This is a genomic window from Chitinophaga deserti (assembly GCF_003149455.1).
Lineage (GTDB): Bacteria > Bacteroidota > Bacteroidia > Chitinophagales > Chitinophagaceae > Chitinophaga > Chitinophaga deserti.
In genome coordinates this window covers 118659-142146 of the sequence record NZ_QFFK01000004.1, presented here as the reverse complement: position 1 = coordinate 142146, position 23488 = coordinate 118659, and the positions used below count along the sequence as shown (strand labels likewise).

Below are 23488 nucleotides of genomic sequence, written 5' to 3'. Positions count from 1 at the left end.
ATCAGTCGTCTTCGAATTTGGGCGTTTGCCTGAATTTAACGGCCACGGTCCATTCTCCGGGCTCCAGTATGGCGAACCTAACCGCCACAAAGCCCAGCTCCTGCCGGCCGAAATTCACCCGCTTATAATCGAAATACAGCGATGCCATATCCAGCCCGCCGGATACATCGGTCAACACCGGGAAAGGATTGGGAATATCATAGGTAACGATGGTACTGTCTCTGTCAAACCGCTGGTTGAATCCGAACTTCACCCGTATATCGGCCATGGGGCTGTAATAATACAGGCTGTCCCACCGCTGCATATCGAATACGGTAAGCGGGATCACGGTAGAATCGCGGTTAAAGAAGCGGAACGATACGGTGTTCTTCGCATTGCCGGTTTTCACGAAGTAAACGTCCACACTGTCTTTCGTAAGCACCCGCTGCTGATAGTCGCGGAGGTTCCTCACGTCATGCGCTTTCACAACGCCGCCGCTGTTCAGTGGTTTCTGTATGCCGGTGATATCATCGTAGATGTAAGGATCGTATGGCTTTGGACGGCGCAGGTCCAGCGTAAGGTTGGTAAACAGGCGCTCCCCTCCTTTGTTTTTCACACGCACATCGAAGTAATACATATCATAAGGCACTTTGAAAGAGTCCACATTCCAGAAAATGATTTCGCCGGAATTGGGACGGATATCGAGGATAGGGCGCTTCTGCACGAAGGTCTTCGCTTCTATCTCCGCGATGGTTTTCTCCGTTCCGTTGTACCATGTTTTCCATTGCCGGGTATCCACCAGGTCGCGCAGGAAAGGCGCGGGTTGCTTATCGCCTTTTCGCACATTCTCGATAGTGAATTCGAGCGGCTGGGTGGAATAATCGGCGTTAAACACGTTGATGAATACATTGGTTTTACCGAGGTTGGCTATAAACGTTTCCGTTGTATAGTTCATATTGTTGCTGAGGTGATCCTTTTCCTCAGGCAGCAGGTTCTTATAACAGCCGGTGGCGCCCAGCAGCAGGGTAAAAAGTGAAGCGGCGGTAAAAAGGCGCTTCCATTCCCGTGAGTTAATCGTTTGCATTCGGACTGTTTTTATTGGGCGATGAATTTGAATTTGTACACGTTGAACCCGGCATTGTCATTCACATATTTCAGGATATGACGGCCTGCCGTAAGATGTACCACAGGGCCTTCCAGGTCTTTATAGGTGGCGTAAGCCCCTGTGGCTACCACGTTCACGTTGCCGGTGATGTTAACACCATCCATTTCCATGTGCAGCTTACCGGCAGTACCGGTGCCACTGGTGCGGAACACGATCTTGTAATCGCCGGTTTGTTTCACATCCACGGAATAAGTAAGCCACTCCCCTTTCACACCATGACTGATGGCGTAGGTGCCGGTTGCCTCGTTCACTTTTTCACAGTCGGGCCCTTCAAACACGCGGTGCTCCGCTTTTCCGTTGGCTTTGTTGCCTGCATCGCTGTCGAAATAAGACTCATTGGACCTGCCATAGTCGAACTCAGTAGCGAAGATCTCGCCGGGGATGCTGTGGGGCTGGATATTGTAAGGCACACGGTCGTTCGGAAGGAAGGCGAAACGGCCTGCGTTATAACCACCTGTTTCGAGGAAGTGACGGAGGGTGTACTCACCTTCTACCAGCTGAACATTGGGAACTTCCACTGTTCTCCAGGTCTGATAACCGCCGGTTTTAGGAACCACGATGCTTCCGGATATGTTCACATCGTCCAGTTCAATACGAAGGCGGCCATGGTCGTTTGGAGAAGCCACCATGCAGGCGATACGGTAAGAGCCGGTGTAATTGATCTTCACCGTGAACTTCACCCATTCGTTGATATTGGTATGCCCGGTGTTGTACAAACCTTCGCTGCAGTTGTCCAGGTCCACACCTTCATCTTTACGGAAAGGCGAGGTACCTCTCTGCGCCACGTCGTTATCCTGGTACGCAAGCCCCAGCCCGCCACGGTCGTAGTATCCGATTTCGATATGCCCGGGAAGGCCCAGTGGCTGTTCGAAATAAGGACGGCGCACAGGCGGGTATGCCATAGGCGTAAAGGAGGAAAACCCGAAGATATGTTTGGCTTCAAGCATGTGCGCGATCCCCGTAGTGGTTTTGAGATTAGCAGATTCCGTTGTAGCCAGTACCCAGTTTTTCATGATACGGCTGTTGTTCTTATCGGAATACTGGATCACGGACGAGCCGCCCCCTTCGATGCCGGAAGCGGTGGTTATAATGGCCTTTCCGTTCATTTCATAACCATAGGGGGTTGTCAGGTTCATACCATCGGCATAACGCAGCGTATCGAGGGTATAATTGCCTTCCAGCATATAACGGGAAAGCAGGGTATCCCAGATACCAAGGCGCACACTGTCTACCGTCCAGTTACCCAGCTCACCACGCTTCTCACGGGTGAAGTTGAGATCGTACATGGCAGCCTGAATGGAAAAATCCTGTGGCACGAAGAAGGTGAGCTTACCGGATTTCAGCTTATCGGCCAAACCGGTTTTATCGAGCAGGTAAATGAGTGTATCGTAAAGACCGCCTTTATTGGCGTTCCTGATGAAGTCGTAGGTAGACATGTTCACTTCCGTTACCGGGCGCATGTCGCGGAATTCAACGTTCTTCTTTTCGCAGGAGAACGTTGTGGCCAGCAGCGCGCCGGCAATAACGGGAATACTGAAGGAAAACTTTTTCATATATCCGGTTTTTACTTCCAGTAATTAAATTGGGTGAGTTTGGGATTGAGGCTGAGGGCAGCGCGGGATATAGGCCAGTAGATGGCGCCGTTCTGGATATCAGCTTCGGAGAGACCGGTATATTCGGTCACTTTCCCGAAGGTCACCAGGTCGTACCACAGCCATCCTTCGCCCATCAGCTCACGGCGGCGCTCCTGGAATATCTCCTCGAGCATCTGCTCTTTGGTGAGGGTATTCACCAGCGGCGTAATGTTACGCCCGCCGCGGAGGTCGTTCAGAATGGTCAGGGCCGGACCGGGATTATCGAGCCTCACCTGGCATTCCGCTTCCAGCAGCAGCAGCTCCTCATAACGGAAGATCACGATGGCGGAGTTGAAGAACCGCAGTGTGGGGTTCTTTACCGCATCGTTCAGCATTTTCATCTTGTAGAACATCGGCTGCATGGAGCCCATGTCGGTAAAGAAGTTGCTGATGCGCAGGTCGGATGCCTGCGGGAAGATGTTGAGGATACTGTCTTTGGTCACGTATATCTCTGCTTCCTTCTTCGCTACGTCAGGTGCGCGGAGCGTCCAGTTTTCAATCTGGCCGGTGGTGGAGATCTCGGCGTGGTCGAAGTTCATATCCATCTGCAGGATATTCTCATTCCTTCTGCCACGGAAAGTACCGCCATTGCTCACCAGGTCGGTGATGGATACACGGGCATAGCCGGTTTTGGACTGGTTGTTACGCAGGATGGTAAGGGCATCCAGTGCGCCCTGATAATCTTTCTGCCAGGCACGGATATGTGCCATCAGCGTAAGGCCTGCGCCTTTGGTAGCGAGGATGCTGCGCCAGTGGCTAACACCCTGCCCGCGGTAGTTACCGGGCTGCTCGGGGCTCACACCGTCAAACTGCCAGGGCAGCTTGTTAATTGCAGTATTCGCTTCGTTATACGCGAAATTCAGTACTTCATCCTGTGCTGTACGGGGCACTGTTGCAAAGTCGCCCTGAGTAGGTTCCGTAATCAACGGAACATCGCCCCAGATACGGGCCATGTAGAAGTAAGTAAACGCGCGGATGAAACGTACCTGTGCAAGGTCCAGCTCCATTTCCGTGGAGGAATATCGCTCATCGAGCGCCGGGATGCCCGGCAGTTTGGCGATGGCGATATTACACTGAGCGATGGTGGCGTAGAACTTACGCCAGTCGCGCCAGGTATCCATGGTAGCGTAGTTGGATGTAAGCAGGCTTTTACGAACGGCCTGCAGGTCGCCACGCTTGGTAATGGTAAAATGTCCTGCTCGGAGCTCACCGTGTGCCCAGAAGGAGTTTTCGTTACACATGGCTGCGCGGAGCAGCCCGTAACAGGCGAAGCTGCCGGCCCACGCATCGTTCTTCGAGGCCCACATATTCTCCTCTGTTACCGCACGGGTGCTTTCGATGTCCAGCATGTTTTTGCAGGACGACCAACCGGCGGCCATCAGTAATAGCAGGCCGCCTATCCATATTTTTCGCATGAGATTGCTTTTTTGCATTAGAACTGTAAGTTGAAGCCAAGCGTAAAGCTCTTAGGCTGCGCCCAGTTGTAGCCGCCCTGATCGTATCCCAGATAGCTGAAAGCTTCAGGATCTCCACCACGGTACTTCGTCCAGGTAAAGAGGTTGTTACCGGTTGCGTATACACGCAGCTGGTCGAGACCACGCTTCTTCAGAAATGCCGACTGGAAATTATAGGTAAAGGTGACAGAGCGCAGGCGCACGAAAGATGCATCTTCGAGAAACAGCGTCTGGTTTACCTGGTAAGGACTTACCGGGCTCCAGGGGTTGTAGCGGGGAATGCGGTCGAGGTCGCCTTCCGGCTCTGCCCAGAAAAATACTTCCTTCACCGCACCGATATCATCAGCCCCTTCGCGGTTCGCGAAATCAAAACGCGCAGCCAGGTTTTCGTTGATCAGTTTACGGCCAAATGCATAGCTCATGAGGAAGTTTAGTTCCATATTGCGGTACTTCACGGTATTAGCCCATCCGCCCTGAATCTTAGGGTTGTGGGAGCCTTCCATGATGCGGTCGTTATCGTCGATCGTGTTATCTCCGTTACGGTCGATCCATACCGGGTCGCCACCTTTCATGGGTATGCCCTGATAGTTCATACCCGCGGGCACAGCGGCATCCGTAGCATAAATACCTTCGTTCTGCAATACCCAGAAACGGTCTACCGGCATGCCTACTTCAAACTTCCTGTTGTTCAGCACAACGCTCTGTTGCCCGCCGGGCAGCGCCAGGAGCTTGTTCTGATTGAAAGAAGCATTGAGGGCCGATGACCATGCATAAGTTTTGTTTTTCAGGATGGTAGCTTCCAGTGTCAGTTCCACACCGGAGTTGCGGATATCCATCCCGTTCTGCCACATACCGGAATAACCATATTCCTGTGTAACGGGTGTTTTCAGCAGCAGGTCGCGGTCAGTGCGGGCGTATACATCCACAGATGCCCTGATCCTGTCGTTAAGGAATCCGAAATCAATACCGCCATTCAGCTGATCGGTATATGCCCAACCGATACCGGGAGCCACATAACCGAGTTCATAAGCAGCGTTGAGTACGGGGAATGCGTTGTAGGTAGACAGGTTAGGCGTACCCTCCCAGCCGATCTCCACATTGTATACCGGGCCGCCACTATAATAGTCGAGCGAGAAGAGTTTCCCCATTCTGCCGGCGCTACCGCGTAAACGCAGTGTGCTCAGCGTTTTGGAATCTTTCAGGAAATCTTCCCTGGAAATATCCCACGATGCAGTGGCAGTGGGGAACATTTTCCAGCGGTTGTCTTCCGTGATGTAAGAACTTCCATCCTGACGGAGGTACAGCGATACATGGTATTTGTCTGCATAGCTGTAACCGATATTGCCATAGAAGCTGGCCAGCGCTGCACGGATACGGTCTTTGAAGTTGGCTGTCAGCCTGAGGTTGTGCGATCCGTTATTAGGATCACCGGGGCTGCTGGGCTGATAGATTTTGATGTAATCACTCTTACCGCGGTAAGCCTTACCGTACATATAGCGCCAGCGGTCCCACTGGTTGTACTGTCCGGCAGTAACGGTGAGGTGGTGCTTATTGAAGTAGCGTGCAAACTCCAGTGAGTTATCAAACGTCATGCGGGTTTGCAATCCGTCGAAGTTGGAAGCGAAGTTGTTGCCGTCGTTAATGGTACGGGGCATGAAGAGGTCGCGGAAATTCTGGCCGTAATCGATGGAGAAACGGGAGTTGAATTTCAGCCAGGGCGCAAAGGTATACGTGAGGTTGTTCAGCACCCGCACATTGGTATTGCGGTTGCGGTCCACCCCCTGTTCCAGGTACCCGTAATACTCATCCAGCAACGATTTGTTGGGGGATGGCGGCCTGTCAAGGTTAAGGATATAATCCTGATCACCCATCCGGTCGCGGAGCGACTGGTTACGCTTGCGGTTGATCATGCCTGCGCTGAGGTAGGTGCTCCAGTCGAGGCTTTTCACCGGGGTGATGTTGATACCAAAGTTCACGTTGTAACGGCGTGCGAGGGTATTGTCCTGCCCTTGCTGGGTCGACTGTCCAACCCCGAAGCGGAAGCTGGCAAGGCGGGTACCACCGCTTACGCCCGCGTGCAGGCCGGTCATCCAGCCATTGCGGTAGTAAGATTCATCCCAGTCGGCCGCGCCGTAATACTGGGCGTTGGTGGAATCTGCCAGGTAAGCCGGGAAGCTGCGGTATTGTTCGGCCGTGGCGTATTTATCGTAGAATGGCATGCGGAAGTCGCGTTCCCAGCGGCCGTTTATTACTTTCTGCGAGGGTTTGAGGGACATGCCTGCATACCCGTTTACTTCCACGCGGAGCTCACCCATACGGGGGCCGCGGGTAGATATTTCGATGACACCGGCGGAAGCGGCGGGACCGTATTTAGCGGAGGCGCCGGCATCTTTGAGCACCTGGATGGTGCGGATGTCGTTTACATCAATAAACGCGAGGGGATCGATTTCGGTACCGATGCGGTTGAAATCGAAGCGCTGGATGTCGTAAGCAAAAGCATGATCATATTGAATGGGCATGCCATCGATCACGTACAGGGGCTGCGCGGCGAAAACATCACCATTCTTCAGGAGCAGGCCGGAAGCGCCACGGATAAAGAGGGCGTTGCGTTTACCGGGTTCTGCACTGGGGATGCGGACATCCACACCGGTAGCACGGCCGGCCAGTATGGAGTTAACACTGAAGTAAGGGAGTTTGCGTGCCTGATCGAGATCGGGAGATGAGGTGGCGCCTTGCTGATGGAGCATCATGGCAGTGTTCCGGATGTAACCGGCACTGTCGAGAGCGGAAACGGGGAGATGCCGCATACGCTCGGCGGCTTCGGGACTGGCAGACTTTGTACTGTCTGCTTTACCGAAGACCTTTTTCTGAGCGGCGGCGCCGGTTCCCATCAACAGCAGCGCGAGCAGGAAGGCCTGTCTCTTGCGGGAGCATGGGTAGAAATATGTCATAGTGGAGCAATTGGTTTTTATACGTGAAATAAGATGCCCTGCCCGCTACTGCGCAAGCAATGGCGGGAAGTGGCATAGCATGGCCAGGGCAGGCCGGAGTTAAGGCCTTATGGACAGTATGCCGTCAAAACTGTCTGCTGATATAAAAACGTGTGAAACCCTTTATGCTAAACCGATTTTCCATCCGGTTCTTTTTCGCCCTGCAGTGATTTAGTGATTCGTGTATTCTAGTGGTTACTGCAACATACCATTAGCGGGGCCGTTGGAAAATCAGGTATAAGGGATGTCAGCCGGGGCTGTGAAATACAGAATTGGTTGAATGGTAATACATGTTAAAACGTGGTTTGTGTTATGAAGGGATTATCATCCATTCCTGCGGAAAATACGATCGACGATATACAAGTTGGATAGAAAGATACATCGGCAGATAATTCCCGTCAAGCATAGAGGGTGTTTTGCATACAAATTAAACGTCAAATGTTAAAGTTTCTTAAAAGTCTATCAAAATCATATGGTATTTGATCCTAATGACAGTTTAAATGTATTAAATAGTCTTTATTTCCCATTCTTTTCCCACATTATTTTAATGTTAACGAAAGTTTTTTAAAATGGATGAAAGGATAGATAAATTCATTTCACCTATTCAGGCTTCAACAATCGATTACAGCGATTTAAGAAATCGATTTCAATTGATAAAGAATGCAAAAAGGCACATGTTTAGCAAGCTGAACCACTGTATAGGCAACGATTTCTAGAAATGAAGCATTACATAATGGGAAATGAAAGCTACAAGACAACTATAGTCTTAGTATTCAGGCGGGGAATAAACGTCTGAAAGCCTCCATGGTACTGATAAATTCGTACAGCTTTGAGATAATCCCGTATCAGGAAAAAACACCTAAACAGGCAGTAAATCTGCTTCGCTGACACATGCTACACGCCTTTATTGGCCAGATTTAGCGCAGGAACGATCCTCCGGCTAACCAACATTTCCAATTACCGCAGCACATTTATCCGACAAACTATCCAGGTTTATGGCAACGCCGTACCGTATACACTGCAAGCCTGACCGCCAGCTCCCTTTCCCTGAAAAACACCTTCCACTCCGGTTTTGATGGGTTATAACCCATTTTTCAAACCACCTTACATCCTTACAAACTGCCCGGTTTATACGGCAATTAGCTTATCATCCAACACTCCAAAAAGACTACAGCCACATATACCCCCACAGCATCTTCGTAAAAAAGATCTTCACCAGCCAATCCTCCCATCCAAAGGCAACATTTCTCCATAGCAAAGGTCAACTTCCGGCATAGATAAGCCGCCCTTAAGCCGCCTTTAAGCCGCCCATATCCCGCCCATAAGCCGCCCCTATATAGAGGCGGCTTATCTACGGCTTAACTACGGGTTATACGCAAATTACCTGCGACTTATCCTCCTGCCCAACCACCATTATCCCGTCTCTTACCCCGGATTTCTCCTGAAGTAACCCATGAATTAAATTGCCTGCTGGGTATAGAAAAAGCCCCCCAATTGAAGGGTTACTGAAGGGTTAAAGAAGGGTTACTGTATATCAAAAGCATATAAATGGCACCCAAACCCAATGCCATGGCGGACCAGGTAGTGAAATACCAGGGAAACATATACATTACAGCATGGCTGCCTTTACCCTGCCGTTAGGGTTCATTATCCCGGAAGCAGTGAAAAAATAATTGCGGGAGATTGTCCGGATTATTGGCGCGGGAGGCACTATATTGAAAAACAATGCAACCCATGAAAAAATTTATGTTCCTCATCCGGGAAGACCTGGCCCGGCTCGCCCAGATGGATGAAGCCGAATTACAGGCCGATATCGCGGCTATGACCGCCTGGGCCGAAGAACTTGCCGCCGGCGGAAACCTCCTCTCTGGTGAACCCCTGGAGCCGGATACCCGCTATATCACTAAAAATCACATCGCTTCCGACGGACCGTTTGCCGAAGCCCGTGAGTCTGTAAGCGGGTATTTCCTTATCCAGGCTGCCGATCTGGAAGAAGCTGCCCGTATCGCTGCTACCTGCCCATCGCTGCAGGACGATAAAATAGCCATAGAAGTCCGACCTTTGATGATCTATGCCTGATGCGCCTGAAATGCAATTGACAAGCCTCCTGCAGCGGATATACCGCAAAAGCTTTGGGAAAATGACCAGCCACCTGCTGTTGATGGATGGCTCGCTTTGCCTCGCTGATGCGGAAGACATGGTGCAGGAGGCATTCACTTCCGCCGCTGCTTCCTGGAAGAACGGTATCCCCGATCATCCGGAAGCATGGCTGTATGCCACTGTGCGCAACATGAGCCGGAGGAGGCATACCCGCAAAAGCACCGTCATCCCCCTTACCCACCTGCCCTCCGCCCCGGCGCCTGAAGGTCCGCCGGTAGACGGCGACCTTGAGCTGCTGCGGCTCCTCTTCGCCTGCATGCACGCCCGCTTCCCGCCCAAAGTGCAGCTGATTACGGCTTTACGGTATGTTTTCGGATTGCAGGTACAGCAAATCGGGGAACTGCTGGGAATGGAGGCCGACAGTGTGTCTAAAGTCCTGTACCGCCAGCGGCAGCAACTGAAGGCGGGAGATATCGCTTTCCGCTCGGGCTTTGTATGGTGGAGTGCAGAAAAGGTGCAGCTTACACTGAAAGTGCTCTACATCGTGTTCACCGAAGGCTGGAAGATGCTGGATGAAACTCTGTGTGAAGATGCGTTGAGCCTTACCCGCGAAACCATCCGCCGCGCGCGCATCCGTATCCCTGATGCCAAAGCATTGTACGCTCTTATGCTCTTCCAGCTTTCGCGCTGGGATGCACGTACCGGCGATATGGGCGAACTGCTTGAACTCGAACTGCAGGACCGCCGCCGCTGGAATCATGACATGATCCGCGTGGCAACCGATTACCTCAAACAATCTGCCGCCTCTCCCGGCGAAAGCCCTTATCACTTCGAAGCATCTATCGCTTACTTCCACGCCACCGCAAATTCCTTTGCAGAAACGCCCTGGCTGCAGATAGCAGGCCTTTACAAACAGCTGGGTACCATTGCCCCGTCGCCCTTTGTAACACTGAACCATGCCATTGCGCTGCATTTCGCGGGCCAAACACGTGCGGCTTTGGAAATGCTGGAATTGCTCCGCAGCGATCCTTTCATGCAGCACCATCACCTCTTGCATGCAGGGCTGGCAAGGATATACGCCGATGGTGGCGATGTGCCTGCCGCCTTATTGCACTACCGCAAAGCCCTTCATGGAAAGCCTACTGCCGCAGAAGCAGCCTTTATCCGCAAAAAGATCGCAGCGTACCTTAACAGCGGCTCCTGAAATGCAACCACCTTGTAAAAATTCCTGTCCGCCCTTTAGCCTTTTTCAATAGCTTTGCCGGTATGAAAGCGTTGTGCTTATTCCTCAGTTTCTGGATACTCCTCTGTGCAGGTACGCCCTGTTCAGACGGTGCTCCGCATGACCATGAGGAAACTTCCCAAACCGCGGTTCACCTGCCGGTTACGGAACATGCCAACTGCTTTGATCTCTGTTCACCTTTCTGCGCATGCTATTGCTGCGCCGTCAGCGTTTCTCTCCCACACACTACTTTGTATTTTTCCCGCACCGCAGCCCTCCCGGTAGTTCCGGAAGTGTTTGTTTGTCCGCCCGTGCGCGATTACCCCAACGCTCCCTGGCAGCCGCCAAGGGTTTCCTGAAACAGATACGCTCCATTTGATTCAGTCTAACGTGTAAGGCCATACGCATCCGTATGCCCGTGTGCGCCTGTAAACCCAATTGCAACAATGCTTAATAAGATTATCCGGTTTTCAATTCAGAACAAATTGATCATCGGGCTATTGACCCTCGCCATGGCCGCCTGGGGCATCTATGCGCTTTCCCGCCTGCCGGTGGATGCCGTCCCGGACATCACCAACAACCAGGTGCAGGTAATTACGCAAAGTCCATCGCTGGCCCCGCAGGAAGTGGAAAAACTCATCACTTACCCGCTGGAACAAACCATGGCCACCATTCCGGAACTAAAAGAGATCCGCTCCATTTCAAGGTTCGGGCTTTCTGTAGTTACCGTCGTTTTCCATGATAACGTGGATATTTACTGGGCCCGCCAGCAGATCAACGAGAAGCTGGGAGAAGCCGTAGCCCGCATTCCCGCAGGCATCGGCACTCCGGAGATGTCGCCCATCTCCACCGGTTTGGGTGAAATTTATCAATACACCATTGATCCAAAACCCGGTTTCGAATCCAAATACGATGCCGCTGCACTCCGTACCATTCAGGACTGGATCGTGCGCCAGCAGCTACTTGGCACGCCCGGCATAGCAGAAGTGAACAGCTTCGGCGGGTTCCTCAAACAATATGAAATAGCCCTCGATCCCGACAAGCTCGCCAGCTACCGGGTAGGTATAAACGATGTATTCACCGCACTGGAAAAAAACAACCAAAACACCGGCGGCGCTTACATCGATAAAAAGCCCAACGCATATTTTATCCGCAGCGAAGGGCTCATACAATCGCTCGACGATATCGCCAAAATACCAGTTACTCAAACCACACAGGGCTTCCCCGTCCTCATCCGCGACCTTGCTGAAGTACGCTTCGGTACGGCTATCCGTTATGGCGCTTTAGTGCATAACACTGATAAAAAAAGCGGCGAGGCCGTAGGCGGTATTGTGATGATGCTGAAAGGACAAAACGCCAGCATCGTGGTGAAAGACGTGGAGAAACGTATTGAACAGATCCGCGGGTCGCTGCCGGAAGGTGTTGAAATCAGGGAATATCTCAACAGGAGCCACCTGGTAGACAGGGCTCTTTCCACTGTAAGCCGCAACCTCATCGAAGGGGCCCTCATCGTGATCTTCGTGCTGGTACTTTTCCTCGGCAACCTGCGTGCAGGGCTTATCGTAGCCTCGGTGATCCCGCTGGCCATGCTGTTCGCCATCATCTGTATGCATCTCTTCGGTGTTTCCGGCAACCTGATGAGCCTTGGCGCCATTGACTTCGGGCTGATCGTAGACGGTGCGGTGATTATTGTGGAAGCCACGCTTCATCATCTCGGGCTCAGTAAAGTGCGCAGGCTCAACCAGCAGCAGATGGATGAGGAAGTATTCACTTCCGCCAGCAAGATCCGTAATGCGGCTGCCTTCGGGGAAATCATCATCCTCATCGTTTACCTCCCCATCCTTGCACTGGTAGGTATTGAAGGAAAAATGTTCCGTCCCATGGCCCAAACAGTGAGCTTCGCTATCCTCGGCGCCTTCATTCTTTCGCTCACCTATGTGCCGATGATGAGCGCCCTGTTCCTCAATAAAAACATCTCTCATAAACACACCATTTCCGACAGGATGATGGATGCTCTCCAGCGCGTATATAATCCGATTATACGTGGCGCCCTGCGCCATAAGTTAATGGTTACACTCATCGCTATCGTATTGTTTGTGGCCAGTCTCATCACCTTCTCACGCCTCGGTGGAGAGTTCATCCCCACGCTGGAAGAAGGGGACCTCGCCATTGAAATGCGGCTCAGCACAGGCCGGTCATTACAGGAATCAATTGACAAGATCAACCTGGCGTCTCAATTGCTGCTGAAGGAATACCCGGAAGTGTTGGAAGTGATCGGTAAAATCGGCTCGGCAGAGATCCCTACCGATCCCATGCCCATGGAAGCGATCGATGTGATGTTGATCATGAAAGATAAATCCGAATGGACTTCCGCCGCTAACCGCGAAGACCTTGTGGAAAAGATGCAGCATACCCTCGATGCCATTCCCGGTGTGAACTTCGGGTTCTCACAACCCATCCAGCTGCGGTTTAACGAGCTGATCTCCGGTGTAAGGCAGGATGTGGGGATCAAGATTTTCGGGGAAGATCTGGCCACGCTTACCCGCCTCAATGAACAGGTAGGCGCCATTGTATCGCAGACTGCCGGCGCGGAAGATCTGTATCTCGAGAAAATAACCGGCTTACCACAGATAGTGGTATCCCTCAACCGCGACCAGCTTGCCAAGTTCGGCATCGACGTTGCCACGGCCAACCAGGCTATCAACGCGGCATTCGCGGGGCAGTCGGCCGGACTGGTATACGAAGGCGAAAAGCGGTACGATATGGTGGTACGGTTCAACCAGGCCAGCAGGGAGAGTATCGACGATGTAAGGAACGTATTCGTCAGTGCATCAGACGGGCGGCAGGTACCGCTTACACAACTGGCAGACATTACTTTTAAGCCCGGTCCAAACCAGATACAGCGCGAATCCGCCAAGCGGAGAATCATCACCGGGTTCAATGTACGCGGGCGCGACATTGCCAGTGTGGTTAAAGACGTGCAGGAGAAGATAAATGCCGAAGTGAAGCTGCCCCCGGGGTACTTCATCACTTACGGCGGACAGTTCGAGAACCTGCAGGAAGCACAGGCACGTTTATCAATAGCGGTGCCCCTTGCACTGGGGCTCATCTTCCTGTTGCTGTTCTTCACTTTCCATAGTGTAAAACATGCAGTGCTTATATTCACGGCCATTCCCATGTCGGCCATCGGCGGTGTACTGGCGCTGGTGTTGCGGGGCATGCCATTCAGCATCTCTGCAGGCGTAGGCTTTATCGCACTGTTTGGTGTAGCCGTGCTGAACGGGATCGTGCTCATTGCAGAGTTTACACGATTGCGGAAAGAAGGGATGGACGATCTGGAGGAAGTAGTACTACAGGGCACCCGTATCCGTTTGCGGCCGGTGCTGATGACGGCTTCCGTGGCATCGTTGGGCTTTTTGCCCATGGCGCTTTCCGGCACTGCCGGTGCGGAAGTACAGAAACCGCTTGCAACCGTGGTGATTGGGGGGCTGGCATCTTCCACCCTGCTCACCCTCATCGTACTGCCCATTATCTATATTTATTTTGAACGCATCAAACGTAAGCCCATGGCTATAAAAACATTACTGTGGCTACCCTTGCTGGCATTCGCATGGCCGGCAGGCGCATCCGCACAGGAACCCGGTCTTCCGTTAGAAGCCTGTATCCGGCAAGCCCTTACGCAAAACCGCGGCCTGCAGGCATCGCGTGCAGATATCAATGCCGGGAAGCAGCTGAAGACTACCGCACTCGATATCCCCAAAACCAGTGTTACACTGCAAAGGGGGCAATACAACAGTTATGTGCGGAATGATAACAACATCAATGTATCGCAACAGATACCCTTCCCCACCCTGTTGGGAGCACAGGCAAAGCTGGCAGGAGCCGATGTAAGGAGCAGCGAGCTGCAGCTGGCATCTGATGAAAACAACCTCGTATACCAGGTGAAAGCAGCCTGGTACCAGCTGCAATACCTCCATGCCCTGCAAACAAGGCTGGAAGAACAGGATACCGTTTACGTACGATTTGCGCATGCGGCAGCCGTTAAGCTCAAAACCGGGGAAAGCAACCTGCTGGAGAAAACCACTGCCGAAAACCAGCGCCAGCTGCTCTTATCGCAACTGCAACAGGTGAAAGCCGATATCAGGATATACGAAACCCGGCTGCAGACCCTCATGCACAGCGAAACTCCCGTGAAAGTAGCCATACATCCCCTGGAAGCACTGAACGCCGGGGCCGACAGTTCCGCCGTTGCACAAAACCCCGGCCTGCAATGGTTCAGGGAGCAAACCGTAGTGGCGAAAAAAAGGAAACAGGTAGAAAAACATAAGATGCTGCCAGACCTTACCGTGGGCTTCTTCACCCAAACGCTCATTGGCACGCCCATGAACGCAACAGGTGCCGCTATGGCTACTAAGTCTGACCGCTTCAACGGCTTCGAGGCGGGCATCGCCATCCCTTTATGGTTTAAACCTCAGGCTGCGAAAATTAAAGCAGCAGGACTGCACCAGCAGGCGGCCGCATTCCGGTATGAGCAGCAGCAGCAGAATTATAATGGTATGTTCCGTGAAAGTATGGGAGAAGCCCGCAAGTTCGAAGAATCGCTCCGGTACTACAATGCTTCCCTGTTGCCGCAAACACAATTAATGACCGTGCAGGCCGGTAAAGCCTATGCCAGCGGGGAAATCGGGTATGTGGAATACCTGCAAACCCTGCGTACCGCCATGGAAACACAAACCACCCACCTCGAAACCCTGAATAATTACAACCAGCGCGTATTGCATCTGCAATACCTCGCCGGTAACAAATAACGCCAACATGAAACGATACCTTTTAATATTGACCGTTTTCTTCGCCGCCGCCTGCGGCAGTGCTGATAAGAAAGCAGCCGAAAAGGCACCTGAAAAAGAAGGGCAGGGTCATGAACATGAAGAAGACATAGTGGAGATCACCGATGCACAGGCTAAAACCATCGGGCTTACCCTGGAAACCCTCCAGCCCCGTAAGCTCAGCGGCAGCATAAAAGTAAACGGTATGCTGGATGTACCTCCCCAGCAGATGCTCAGCGTATCCACGCCCTATGGCGGTATCCTGCGCAATACCGGCCTGCTGGAAGGCTCATGGGTCCGGAAAGGACAGGTGATCGCCGAAATGGAGCACCCCGATTACATCCAGCTCCAGCAGGATTACCTCGAAACAAAAACCCAGCTGGGCTTCCTCGACCAGGAATATGTCCGCCAGGAGGAACTGAGCCGTGAGGAAGTAACCGCAAAGAAGACATTCCAGAAAACGGATGCAGAGCGGAAAACCCTGAAGGTCAGGCTCGAAGGGTTGCGCCAGAAGCTGACCCTCCTTCATATACATTTCGCGGAGCTGGATAAGGGCAACATCGTAAGGGCCATCCCCATCGTGGCGCCCATCAGTGGCTATGTAACCAAAGTGAACGCCAACATCGGGAAATATGTGCCTGCAAACGAGCCCATGTTCGAGATCGTGGATACCGAACACCTGCATGCAGAGCTGACGGTGTTTGAGAAAGACATTCCCCGGCTGAAGATCGGCCGGAAGGTGCGCTTCCTGCTGAGTAACGAAACAAAAGAACGTACTGCCACTGTGCATCTCATAGGCCGGGAAATAGACCGGGACAGAACCATACGCGTGCATTGCCACCTCGACCGGGAAGACCGGGAGATGATGCCCGGTACTTTCCTCAAAGCCTGGGTGGAAACGGGCGCAGCGGAGGTTGCCTCACTGCCTGCGGAAGCCGTGGTGATGGAAGGCGAACGGCAGTATGTGTTTGTGGCGGAGAAGGCTAAAAACCACTTTAAGCGGTTGGCGGTAATGGCAGGTGTAACGGAAGACGGGTATACGGAAGTATCGCTGCCGGCCGGGGTGGATGCAGGAGCACAATTTGTGGTAAAAGGGGCTACCGACCTCATGTCGAAGATGACGAACGGGGAAGAAAGTGGTCATAGTCACTGATAAATCCGCGTAAGCGAAAAAAATTTTCAAAAAAAGGGGTGGTTCTTTCTCCGGGGGGAACCACCTCACATTTAATTGCGCACCTCCACTAACGCGCTGAGATTTGCATATACGCTCCTGACCCCGGAGTGATGCATGAATATGACGCCCAAAAGGGCCATGCGCTTGCTTCAAGTAAAAGTTGAAGTACTGATAGCCGCTGCTGGTCAGCGTTTTATACTAAATAATCGTGAAAAACCTACGCCCACGCAGATTTTTATTTATTCACTGTGTCTAACATTTTTTTTCTGTTGTGGCTCTGCCCATTATTTTTGCACCATGCAAAGCTTCCAGCACCAATCCGTAGTCATCACCGGCGCCACATCCGGTATAGGCAAGGCATTAGCCCTGGCATTCGTCCGTGCAGGCGCAAACGTATCAGTTTGCGGCCGTAAGGAGGAAACGCTTCTCGCCCTCCGGGCAGAGGTACCTTCGCTGAATGTGTTCAGGGCCGATGTGAGCCGTGAGGAGGATTGCAAAGCTTTTATAGGGAGTGTGCTGGAAAAGTTCGGGAAGATCGATATCCTCATCAATAACGCAGGCATCAGTATGCGCGCCCTTTTCAGGGATGCGGAACCCGATGTCCTGAAAACACTGATGGATATTAATTTCTGGGGCACTGTGTATTGCACCAAGTACGCCCTCCCTTCCATTCTGGAACAGAAAGGGACTGTGGTGGGTGTGAGCAGTATTGCCGGCTACCGTGGCCTGCCGGGCAGAACGGGTTATTCGGCCTCCAAATTCGCCATGCAGGGCTTCCTGGAGGCGCTGAGGACTGAAAATCTGCATACAGGCGTCAACGTGATGTGGATATGCCCCGGTTTCACTGCTTCCAATATAAGGAACACCGCGCTGGATAAGAGCGGGCGCTCCCAGCAGGAAACCCCGCTCGACGAAGGGAGCCTTATGAGTGCCGATACCGTGGCTGCACACACGCTGAGGGCCATCGCTAAACGAAAACGGACGCTGGTATTGACTTCGCAGGGCAAGCTAACCGTTTTCCTCAGTAAACTACTCCCCGGACTAACGGACAAACTGGTGTTCAACCACTTCCGGAAAGAACCCGGTTCGCCCCTCTCCTGACGAGTCTGGCCCCGCTTTTGCACCGTTTTATTTAATTCCTTTTTTTTCATCATTGCACTGAAATAAAGCCTTACTTTGCAGGAATCAAACCCCTGTAGATAAGAGCTTCGTTTGAACTCATTATGCCCATCGTTACGCTGACATCAGACATTGGATTGCAGGATTACCTGACAGGCGCCATAAAGGGCCTGCTACTGCAGCATTGTCCGACTGCCCAGGTCGTGGACATCTCGCACCACATCTCACCATTCAACCTCCCGCAGGCCACCTACATCTGCCGCAGCGCTTTCCGTTACTTCCCGGCAGATACCGTACACCTCGTGCTCAATAACCTATTCGACCGTAAAACGGATCACATCCTGCTGGCCCGCCACCAGGGGCAGTACATCTGCTGTGCCGATAACGGGCTCATCACTATGATCACAGGCGGCATGCCCGAAGAAGTACACCGCATCTCCCTGGAATCCGCAGAAATACGGAACACCCTCGGCATCGTAGGCGTAATGGCCCGTATGCTGGCACGGCTTTTCGGCGGGGAAACACCTGCCCAGTTCGGCTCACCGGCGCCTGAAATTGTCGTGAAGAATAACCTGCAACCCCTCACCGGGGAAGATTATATCGAAGGACAAATCCTCCATATCGATAACTTCGAGAACGTAATCGTCAACATCACCCGCGAACAGTTCCACGCCCAGCGTAACAGCCGCCGCTTTGCCATCTTCTTCCGCCGCGATGAGATGATCACCCAGCTCAGCGAAACTTATGCAGATGTGGCAGAAGGCCAGAAGCTCGCACTGTTTAACGCCGCCGGCTACCTCGAGATAGCCGTGAACAAAGGGAACGCCGCCGGGCTCTTTGGCCTCCAGGGCTTTAAAAGAGACCAGCTCCAGCAGGGGGCTTATCAACAGCTGTCGTTCTACCAGACCGTCAGAATCCTCTTCGAATGATGATCAGAATCGTACAACTTACTTTCGCCGATGCCCACTGCACGGCCTTTGAATCCCTGTTCGGGACCCTCCGGGACGATATCCGCCACTTCCCCGGCTGCTCGCACCTGGAACTCTGGAAAGACCGGTCGCGCCCCGGAGTATATTGCACCTACAGTACCTGGACCGGCCCCGATGCACTTGATGCCTACCGCCACTCTGATCTGTTTGCCAAAACATGGGCTACCATAAAGCCCTGGTTCTCAGCTAAACCGGAAGCCTGGAGCCTGGATCGTATTGCATCCGCAAACTTGTAGATTTGTTAAAGTATTTATAAAAAGTTAAAACTGTTCCGCCAATTAGCTTAATTGGTTAGATTTTCTATTTTTGTCGGAATTATCTAAAATCGACTTATGAATTTTAACAGGATTAATAACATTACAGGCTGGGTCGTGTGCATCATCGCCTGTATTGTTTATTTAATGACCATGGAAGCCACGGGTAGCCTGTGGGATTGCGGCGAGTTTATTTCCGCGGCCTATAAAGTACAGGTTCCCCACCCTCCCGGCGCCCCCTTGTTCGTGCTCATCGGCAGGATCTTTACCCTGCCCTTTGCTCCCGGCAGCGCAGGACTGGGTATCAACATCATGAGTGCGCTTTCCAGCGGCTTCACCATCCTGTTCCTCTTCTGGACCATCACGCACTTCGCCCGCCGTATCTATACCCAGAACGGTGGTATCCTCACACAGGCCCAGCTCATCGTAGTAATGGGTGCCGGTGCAGTAGGTGCCCTGGCTTATACTTTCTCCGACTCTTTCTGGTTCTCCGCTGTGGAAGGTGAAGTATACGCCATGTCTTCCCTCTTCACCGCCGTGGTTTTCTGGGCCATGCTGAAATGGGAACATGCGGCAGATTCCGAATCCGGCGACCGCTGGATCGTTCTGATCGCTTACCTGATGGGCCTCTCTATCGGTGTCCACCTCCTCAACCTCCTGACCATCCCCGCCATGGTGCTTATCTGGTACTTCCGGAAAAGCAAAAACATCAGCACCAGCGGCGCTTTCTGGGCTTTTGTAATCGGCTGCCTTATCACCGGTGCCGTTCAGAAGTTCGTTATCCAGGATACCATTAAAGTAGCCGGTATGATGGACGTTTACTTCGTAAACTCCCTCAGCCTGCCCTTCTTCTCCGGTTTCACTTTCTACTTCGTAGGCATCCTCGCCCTCCTTGTAGTAGGTTACTTCAAACCAAAGGTGGGTCTGTATGCTCCCCTCATCCTCGTTGCCACTGTACTGGTTATCCCCGCTTTCCCTGAAGGCGGCAGCGGCGCAGCCAAAGCAGGACGGGTGATCTTCGCCTTAGTGGTACTTGGCCTTCCTTACATCATCCAGCTGTTTGGAAAGAAGTTCGACTACGCCAGGCTCAGACATCCCATTCAGCTCGTCAACTCCTGTATCTTCTTCCTCCTAATGGGGTACTCCACCTACATCACCACCATGATCCGCTCCTCGGCCAACCCGACTGTGGACATGTACAATGTAGACAATCCCGTATCCCTCGTTGGCTACCTCGGCCGCGAACAGTATGGCGATTTCCCCCTGATCTATGGCCAGGTGTTCACCGCCCGCCCGGAGTCTTATAAAGAAACCAATAACATCTACGCCCGCGCCGGTAACAAATACATCGTAGCCGGTAAAAAGCAGGTACCTGTATACAAGCCTGAAGACATGATGCTGTTCCCCCGCGTGTGGGACGCTTCCAATGACCAGGGCCATGCCGATTACTACAAAGCATTCCTCGGCCTCAGAGATGGTGAAAAACCCTCTTTCGCTGACAACATCACCTTCTTCCTCAAATACCAGGTAAGCTTCATGTACCTGCGCTATTTTGGCTGGAACTTCGTAGGTAAACAGAACGATACCCAGGGCTTCGGTAACCCGCGTGATGGTAACACCGTATCCGGTATTCCGTTTATCGACAACCTCATGCTGGGCGATCAGTCTGAAATGCCCGACAGCCTGAAAAACAATAAAGCCCACAATACGTTCTTCTTCCTGCCTTTCCTGCTGGGTGTACTTGGATTCCTTTTCCATTATTCACGCCACAAGAAAGACGCACTGATCGCAGGGTTGCTGTTCTTCTTCACCGGTCTGGCCATCGTACTCTACCTCAACCAGGCAGGTAACCAGCCACGTGAGCGTGATTATGCCTACGTAGGCTCCTTCTACGCTTTCGCCATCTGGATCGGCCTCGGTGTAATGAGCATCTACTCCTTCTTCGAAAAACGGAAGGTGCCTGCCGCAGCAGTACTGGCGGTAGTGATCAGTCTCCTTGCCGCACCCGTGCTGATGGCACAGCAAGGCTGGGATGATCACGACCGTTCCAAAAAAGTAATTGCACGCGACGTAGCAAAAGACTACCTCGAATCCTGCGCTCCCAACGCCATCCTCTTTACCGTGGGTGATAACGATACTTACCCGCTGTGGTACGCACAGGAAGTGGAAGGCATCCGTCCGGATATCAGGGTAATTAACCTGAGCCTCCTCGGAGTAGACTGGTACATTGAACAACAACGCAATGCTACCAACCAGAGCCCTGCCATCCCCATGACCCTTACATCTGAACAATACCGTGGCGAAAACCGCAACTACGTAATGTTCTTCGACAATGGTAAAGTACCGCAGGACCGCTTCTACAACCTGAAAGAAGTGATCGGCTTCCTCGGAGACGACAGCGATGCTGCCAAAGTACCCCTGAACACCGGTGAGAAAGTGAACTACCTGCCCACGCAGAAACTGTTCATCCCGGTAGATAAGGCCACCGTACTGAAAAACGGTACTGTAGATGTAGCCGACAGCGCACGTATCGAAGCACAGATTCCGTTCATGATCAGCAAACAAATGATCTTCAAGAACGACCTCGCCGTATACGACATCATCGCTACCAACGAATGGAAACGCCCCATCTACTTCACTTCTCCCGTAGATCTTGGCTTTAATGATTTCCTTTCTGTGGAAGGTCTTACCTACCGCCTGTCGCCCACCCGCCGCCAGACTACCGACGAGATGCTGCCCGGCCTGAACGATCAGGTGAATACCAACCGCGCTTACAGCACCATTATGGAGAAATTCCAGTATGGCAGTGTAAATGTACCCGGTGTGTACTTCGACGAGCCTAACCGCCGTATGCTCCAGACCGTTCGTAACGCCCATACCAAAGTGGCCGTAGCGCTCGTGAAGGAAGGCAAGAAAGATAAAGCCCTCAACATCCTCGGCCGTCAGGATACGATGTTCCTCCCCGGTAATATGCCCTACGCGATGACCTCGCCCGGTAACATGCACAACCTCTGGAGCATGGAGATCGTATACGCTTACTACCTCGCCGGCGACAAGAAGAAAGCACAGGAAATCACCGGTCAGATCGTGAAAGACCTGGATCAGCAAATGCGCTACTACCGCGCCCTCCCTGCTTCCAAATTCACGAACGACCTGCAGGATGATGCCCGTCGTGCTGAACAGTTCAAAGCGATGCTGGTACAATGGCAGCAGGACTTCGGTAATGACAGTGCCCGCCAGGTAGAAGGTGGCCAGCAGTTCGGGAATGCTCCCGCCCCTGCTCCACAGGATTCTCCTAAAAAGCAATAAGCTATACTACCATAGAAAAAGCCGGTTGACGATATGTCAACCGGCTTTTTTTTATTTCATCCGCTTTACTGCTTCCTTTGTGGATTGAAGCGCAAGCCTATAACCGGTATAATCAATATCAACACCAACGCAGTCACGCCAAACATAAGCCAGTTAAAAGCACCCAGCGACCAGTAAGACGGGAGATAATCTTTATACAACCATGGTGCAATCCAATAGTACAAAATGTATTCCTGCGTACTCAATAATACCAGGATAGCCAGCATCAGCATACCCCATCCAAAGCGGAGATGTTTCTTAGTAAGCATTATATACAGCATCATATGGGGAACTAATAACATCCATAACCATTCAAGCGTTAGTATTAACGACGGGAAATTGACAGCAAGTATCAGAAGTGGTACAAAAAGTATTAATACCGCTGCCCAGGCCACCCAGGCAATAATAGTAAGACTCCTGGCGCGGAGGTAACTAAACTGTGCATAGCTGGTAAGCATAAAAAAAAGCCGCATAAGCGAAAGCACAGGCTGGCAACAATAGTTTGAGGCAATTAATGAAGGAATAAGGCAGGTACATGCGTATGGGGAATTTATAAAAGAAGGATAAAGAAGTCTGTCATCAGCCACAGATGTATGTTTCAGCTATCTGCTTCATCTTCGGATGGAGGTTCAGTAACACGGCGCTTAAAATTGAAGGCCATCAGAAATGTAAGCACCAATAATGCTAAAGTTAATATCACAAATGCCACGGGGTGATAAGCGGGGTCGGTAGTCACACAGGTTCTTTGTCCATAATCCGGATCAAAGATGGGAGCTGCAATCTTTCCCAGTATCTCAGCCCGGTAATCCAGGCAAAACAATATGGCGGTCGTCAATAATCCTGCCCACACTTTTCTATGCCAGCCAGCCAATACAATACTTAGTATCATGACGCCGCCTATTAATTCATACTCGAAAAATATAAAATCGTAATCCGTGCGGAATCCCCTTGATAAAGTTATTGTATACAATAGCAGATGCAGCAATACGGCGATAAGCGACATCAGGTAAAGGGAATAAAGTCCCCTGGGGCGATTCTTCCGGATATCCTTGTCAAAGATGACTACCAGCATCCAGATAGCAAAAACCCAGGCAAGTGCCGCAATCATGGCACGGGGATCTAAAAAAGTGAATAAAAATTCCATGGGGTAAGGGATATATCAACTGCGGGCAAATACCCGGCATACTAAATTTAACTTAATTACGGTATGATTCTGTAAGGGGTAACCGGTTTT

Annotated in this window: 15 protein-coding genes; 9 read left to right on the top strand and 6 right to left on the bottom strand. The window is 51.9% G+C overall.

The features are described 5' to 3' along the window. Position 1 precedes the first annotated feature (1 nt). Genes DEV76_RS10385 through DEV76_RS10370 form a run of 4 tightly spaced genes read right to left on the bottom strand, consistent with a single transcriptional unit; the run spans position 2 to position 7183 of the window. Complete coding sequence (locus DEV76_RS10385) at positions 2-1063, bottom strand: DUF5007 domain-containing protein (protein WP_109697838.1); 1062 nt, start codon at positions 1061-1063, stop codon at positions 2-4. Positions 1064-1074: 11 nt separating this feature from the next. Further along, positions 1075-2697 carry a carbohydrate-binding protein gene (locus tag DEV76_RS10380; RefSeq protein ID WP_109697837.1) on the bottom strand — a complete coding sequence of 541 codons (1623 nt, stop codon included), beginning with the start codon at positions 2695-2697 and terminating at the stop codon, positions 1075-1077. Positions 2698-2708: 11 nt separating this feature from the next. Then, on the bottom strand, positions 2709-4193 hold the full coding sequence (locus DEV76_RS10375) for a RagB/SusD family nutrient uptake outer membrane protein (protein ID WP_198652020.1): 1485 nt from the start codon (positions 4191-4193) through the stop codon (positions 2709-2711). Positions 4194-4210: 17 nt separating this feature from the next. Beyond that, positions 4211-7183, bottom strand: a complete 2973-nt coding sequence (locus DEV76_RS10370; protein ID WP_109697835.1) for a SusC/RagA family TonB-linked outer membrane protein — start codon at positions 7181-7183, stop codon at positions 4211-4213. 1773 nt (positions 7184-8956) lie between these two features. On the opposite strand from DEV76_RS10370, the gene DEV76_RS10365 reads away from it, so the two are divergent. The 9 genes from DEV76_RS10365 to DEV76_RS10325 all read left to right on the top strand — a co-directional run bounded on the left by DEV76_RS10365 (position 8957) and on the right by DEV76_RS10325 (position 22215). Continuing rightward, positions 8957-9301 (top strand): YciI family protein, encoded by a 345-nt coding sequence (locus DEV76_RS10365; protein WP_157962821.1) that lies wholly within the window; start codon positions 8957-8959, stop codon positions 9299-9301. Between the two features lie 10 nt (positions 9302-9311). Then, positions 9312-10526, top strand: coding sequence for an RNA polymerase sigma factor (locus DEV76_RS10360; protein WP_157962820.1), 1215 nt, complete (start codon positions 9312-9314; stop codon positions 10524-10526). 62 nt (positions 10527-10588) lie between these two features. Beyond that, the gene (locus DEV76_RS25910) at positions 10589-10903 is read left to right on the top strand and encodes a DUF6660 family protein (RefSeq protein ID WP_157962819.1); all 315 of its coding nucleotides are present in this window, start codon (positions 10589-10591) and stop codon (positions 10901-10903) included. Positions 10904-10990: 87 nt separating this feature from the next. Next, positions 10991-15352 (top strand): CusA/CzcA family heavy metal efflux RND transporter, encoded by a 4362-nt coding sequence (locus tag DEV76_RS10350; protein WP_109697831.1) that lies wholly within the window; start codon positions 10991-10993, stop codon positions 15350-15352. 7 nt (positions 15353-15359) lie between these two features. Beyond that, positions 15360-16523: an efflux RND transporter periplasmic adaptor subunit gene (locus DEV76_RS10345; RefSeq protein ID WP_109697830.1), complete on the top strand. Its 1164-nt coding sequence runs from the start codon at positions 15360-15362 to the stop codon at positions 16521-16523. 318 nt (positions 16524-16841) lie between these two features. Continuing rightward, the gene (locus DEV76_RS10340; RefSeq protein ID WP_109697829.1) at positions 16842-17645 is read left to right on the top strand and encodes an SDR family oxidoreductase; all 804 of its coding nucleotides are present in this window, start codon (positions 16842-16844) and stop codon (positions 17643-17645) included. Between the two features lie 122 nt (positions 17646-17767). Next, positions 17768-18592, top strand: a complete 825-nt coding sequence (locus tag DEV76_RS10335; protein ID WP_109697828.1) for an SAM hydrolase/SAM-dependent halogenase family protein — start codon at positions 17768-17770, stop codon at positions 18590-18592. Next, positions 18589-18888, top strand: a complete 300-nt coding sequence (locus tag DEV76_RS10330; protein ID WP_109697827.1) for a putative quinol monooxygenase — start codon at positions 18589-18591, stop codon at positions 18886-18888. The genes DEV76_RS10335 and DEV76_RS10330 overlap by 4 nt, the downstream gene beginning before the upstream one ends. A gap of 96 nt (positions 18889-18984) precedes the next feature. After that, positions 18985-22215, top strand: a complete 3231-nt coding sequence (locus tag DEV76_RS10325) for a glycosyltransferase family 117 protein (protein ID WP_109697826.1) — start codon at positions 18985-18987, stop codon at positions 22213-22215. 65 nt (positions 22216-22280) lie between these two features. Here the strand turns inward: DEV76_RS10325 and DEV76_RS25905 are convergent, their stop codons facing one another. Continuing rightward, the gene (locus DEV76_RS25905) at positions 22281-22523 is read right to left on the bottom strand and encodes a hypothetical protein (protein ID WP_198652019.1); all 243 of its coding nucleotides are present in this window, start codon (positions 22521-22523) and stop codon (positions 22281-22283) included. A 329-nt stretch (positions 22524-22852) separates the two neighbouring features. Beyond that, on the bottom strand, positions 22853-23398 hold the full coding sequence (locus DEV76_RS10315) for a hypothetical protein (RefSeq protein WP_109697824.1): 546 nt from the start codon (positions 23396-23398) through the stop codon (positions 22853-22855). Positions 23399-23488: the final 90 nt, after the last annotated feature.